Below are 3,858 nucleotides of genomic sequence, written 5' to 3'. Positions count from 1 at the left end.
CCGCAATGCGGAGCTTTTTTTATGACCTGTCTCTTTGTTTTTGCGCATTTACCTCATGCAAAACCGGTTCCCACTTTTGCTGGAAATGCAGCAGGTTTTAATAGGGCCGCACCGGTTCCAGCGGAATATCCACGCCAATCGCGCTGAGCATCTTGCGGAATGTCGCCAGATCATAGCGCTCATCTTCCGTCACCAATGCGCGGATTTTCCCCTGCCCCTTAGTGCCCTGACCGATCCTTGAAACCATATCTTTGGCAGGATCGAGAAAATGGCACTGCGGACGGGCATTTTCAAAAAACCGGCGCAACCATGGCAGATGTGTACTGGAAAGGGTCAGCACATCAATCTCCGGATATTTGGCAAAAACCTGCGCCAGAAATGCATCAACCGCTGTCTGTGTTTTCTCCGGTGCAAACAGAAACGCACCTGATTCTACCAGCTCCACCATCGGAGAGGCATTAATCAGCGCCACACGATCACTATAAGCACTGTGTTCAGCCACGAACTCGCCGATCATCGGACTTTCCACCAGCGACTGAACACCCATGATCCCGACTTGTCCGCTATGGGATAAACCCCATGCCTCCCGCAGAGGCGGATAGACGCCGAAAAGCGGCAGATGAATATCCTGACTGAGCTCCTCCAGCACCATGATCGACGGCGCATTGGAGGTGATCACAATCGCACAAGGATTGAAGCTGGAGAGATAATCAATCGTGCGGCGCATTACCTGAATCAGTTCCGCGCGGCTTTTGCCGCCATAGGGAAAACTGGCACGGTCAGCAAAATATATAATATCCTGATGCGGCAAGCGGTTGCGGATTTCCGCAACGACAGCATAGCTGCCGATACCTGCATCAAAAACAGCAATCGGTCTGTGCATAGATCATTCTCCCGTTTCCGTATTGCGGAACGGTGTCCGCCTCGAGAGCGATTACGCCCCGATTGAATCACAGCAATCGCTCTCGATTCTTAGAGTCGTCGCATTTCATTGCCATCAAACTATTCAATCTGACGATGAAATGCTCCATCTCGTCTCAGATATGCTCTATCAATTTAGTGTCCCGATTTTACCTGCCAAGGTCAACAGGACGATTATATGGCACAAAAAGCAAAACCTCCGGCAACGTCAGCTGCCGGAGGTTTTAATATTAAGCAAGGATGCTAAATTATACGCTCAGCTTGGCCAGCACTTCTTCGCTGACTTCAAAATTGGCATAAACGTTCTGCACATCATCATCGTCTTCCAGTGTCGAAATCAGACGCAGAACGGACTGTGCCTTTTCTTCATCAACCGGAGCCGAAGTCTGCGGCTTCCAAACTGCCTTGATGGACTCAGCTTCGCCCAACGCGGCTTCAAGCGCTTTGGAAACTTCCCCGAGATCTTCAAAAGCACAGATAATGACGTGGCCTTCTTCATCAGACTGCACGTCTTCAGCACCGGCTTCAATCCCTGCTTCCATAACGGTGTCAGCGTCACCGGCAGTAGGCTTATAGACGATCTCGCCAACGCGGGAGAACATGAAGCCCACGGAGCCGGTTTCACCCAGCGCACCGCCGGATTTGGTGAAAGCAGCGCGCACATTCGATGCGGTACGGTTGCGGTTGTCTGTCAGCGCCTCAACGATAACGGCCACACCACCCGGGCCGTAGCCTTCGTAGCGTACTTCATCATAGTTCTCGGAATCGGCACCGGCAGCTTTTTTGATCGCGCGTTCGATATTGTCCTTTGGCATGGACTGCGCTTTAGCGTTCTGAATTGCCAGACGCAGACGCGCATTCATCGACGGATCAGGCAGACCCTGCTTGGCTGCAACGGTAATTTCGCGTGCAAGCTTGGAGAACATTTTCGACCGCATGGCATCCTGTCTGCCTTTGCGGTGCATAATATTTTTAAACTGTGAATGGCCGGCCATAGCACCCCTGTTCAGGTTCTAAAATTTGGGCACGGGATTGAATATGCGGCGCAGCAAGAGCGAGGCATCCGCATTCATCCCTGCGGAATGTGCGCTTTATAAGGAAAATGGTGCGCCACGTCCAGCCACACCACACCGCACTTCTTTGCAGGCTGCGATAATATCGTCTTTTCATTGCAGATGATAGTTTTTTACACCGGTTCCGGGCCCTGCAACTGGACACGCTCTGATATGCGCCTTATCAATAACGTGAATATATTATGCCGCATCTCTGGCATTATACTCATTCTCAAACCTTTATTTGCCCGTACCTTTATTTGAATCCCAGAATGCTCTATCCACGGGCAAGCTCTGAAACTGCCCGTTACACCGGATATAGATTGACGTGACCGAACAGCCAGCCGCACCGCGACAGAAAAACGACACGATAGCCGCACAGATCAGCAAGATTCTGTCGCAGCGTATCATCGCCGGTGAACTGGAACCGGGAGCAAAACTGCGTCAGGATCATATTGCCGATGAATTCGGCACCAGCCATGTGCCAGTGCGCGAAGCTTTTCGCCGTCTTGAAGCACAGGGGCTTGCAGTGTCCGAGCCGCGCCGTGGTGTGCGTGTTGCCTCTTTCTCGCTTGCAGAAATCCGCGAAGTTGCGGAAATGCGCGCCGCACTGGAAGTGCTGGCACTGCGCCATGCTGCGCCGCATCTGACCCGCGCCATTCTGGATGAGGCGGAAGAAGCCACCCATGCCGGTGATAATTCCCGCGATGTGCGTTCATGGGAAGCGGCCAACCGCAAATTTCACCGTCTGCTGATTACACCTTGCGCCATGCCGCGTCTGCTGGCAACGATTGATGATCTGCATGATGCCAGCGCACGCTTTCTGTTCGTCTCATGGCGCGCAGAATGGGAAGCCCGCACCGATCACGACCATCTGGCTATTCTTGCAGCGCTGCGGGACGGCGATGTGGAGCAGGCTGCCAATATTCTCACCCGCCATGTGCAGTGGATTGGCCGCAAGCCGGTAACCAGCCCGTCAGGCAAAGTGCGCGATGCCTTTGCGATTGTCGGATAAAATAAAACCAATTCCGCATAAATTATCTATAAAATACATCAATTCATAAGTCTCAGAGCAGATGCGGGCAGTTTTAAAACCTGCCCTTGCCCGGCTTGCTGCAATCCGCTTTGTTTACGACCCGTCTATAAACAATTTTACGACAATTCTGTCTGGCCAAGTCGTGCAAATTGACCTAATGATTTTTACGATAGATGCACATTGCAAACTATCTATAATTTTTCACCAGAGTGTGTCGCATATCATTTTACCCGCTGCACCCGCTCTCAGTTTTTATTTATTGCATGATCGTGCCCGTCAAATAAGATCATTTGAATACACATCATGCTATAAGGAGCTTTTCATGTCTCTCGCACATGCAGTTCGCAAACCGGCTTTCAGCCCGCTCAATCTCGACAATCGCAGCGCGGCCATGAAATTATTTGCCGTCATTTCCGGCACCATGATTCTCGCACTGACCTCCCAGATCACAGTGCCTATGCTGCCGGTGCCAATCACCCTGCAGACACTGGTTGTTCCACTGATCGGCGCACTCTATGGCTGGCGTCTTGGCGCACTGACCGTGCTTGCATGGCTTGGTGAAGCAGCAATGGGCATGCCTGTTCTTGCCGGTGGCAACGGCACTCTGGCCGCTTTCGCAGGCCCGACAGCCGGTTACCTGTTTGCATTCCCTGTTATCGCAGCCCTCACCGGCTATCTGGCCGAACGCGGCTGGAACGGCAGCAGCCTGCCAAAAGCTTTCGCCGCTTTCCTGACAGCCAATATTCTGGCTCTGGTTCTCGGCGCAGCATGGCTGAGCCTGTCAGTCGGTGTTGAAAAAGCTGTACTGGTTGGTGTTACACCATTCCTGATCGGCGCACTGATCAAATC

Annotated in this window: 4 protein-coding genes; 2 read left to right on the top strand and 2 right to left on the bottom strand. The window is 52.3% G+C overall.

Annotated elements, in window-relative coordinates; translation table 11 throughout:
* Window positions 1–97: 97 nt before the first annotated feature.
* Entirely contained in the window at window positions 98–883 is a 786-nt protein-coding gene (locus tag A918_RS0109460; protein WP_022710829.1) for a glutamate racemase, read from the bottom strand.
* Between the two features lie 286 nt (window positions 884–1,169).
* Window positions 1,170–1,916, bottom strand: coding sequence for a YebC/PmpR family DNA-binding transcriptional regulator (locus A918_RS0109455; RefSeq protein WP_022710828.1), 747 nt, complete (start codon window positions 1,914–1,916; stop codon window positions 1,170–1,172).
* A gap of 385 nt (window positions 1,917–2,301) precedes the next feature.
* Here A918_RS0109455 and A918_RS0109450 point away from each other — a divergent pair, with 385 nt between their 5' ends.
* Both A918_RS0109450 and A918_RS0109445 read left to right on the top strand, forming a co-directional pair.
* Window positions 2,302–2,988, top strand: coding sequence for a GntR family transcriptional regulator (locus tag A918_RS0109450; protein WP_022710827.1), 687 nt, complete (start codon window positions 2,302–2,304; stop codon window positions 2,986–2,988).
* 343 nt (window positions 2,989–3,331) lie between these two features.
* A partial coding sequence (locus A918_RS0109445) for a biotin transporter BioY (protein WP_022710826.1) occupies window positions 3,332–3,858 on the top strand: 527 nt, incomplete at its 3' end.

The organism is Pseudochrobactrum sp. AO18b (assembly GCF_000409565.1).
Classification (GTDB): Bacteria; Pseudomonadota; Alphaproteobacteria; order Rhizobiales; family Rhizobiaceae; genus Pseudochrobactrum; species Pseudochrobactrum saccharolyticum.
This window is presented reverse-complemented; position numbering and strand designations above follow the sequence as displayed.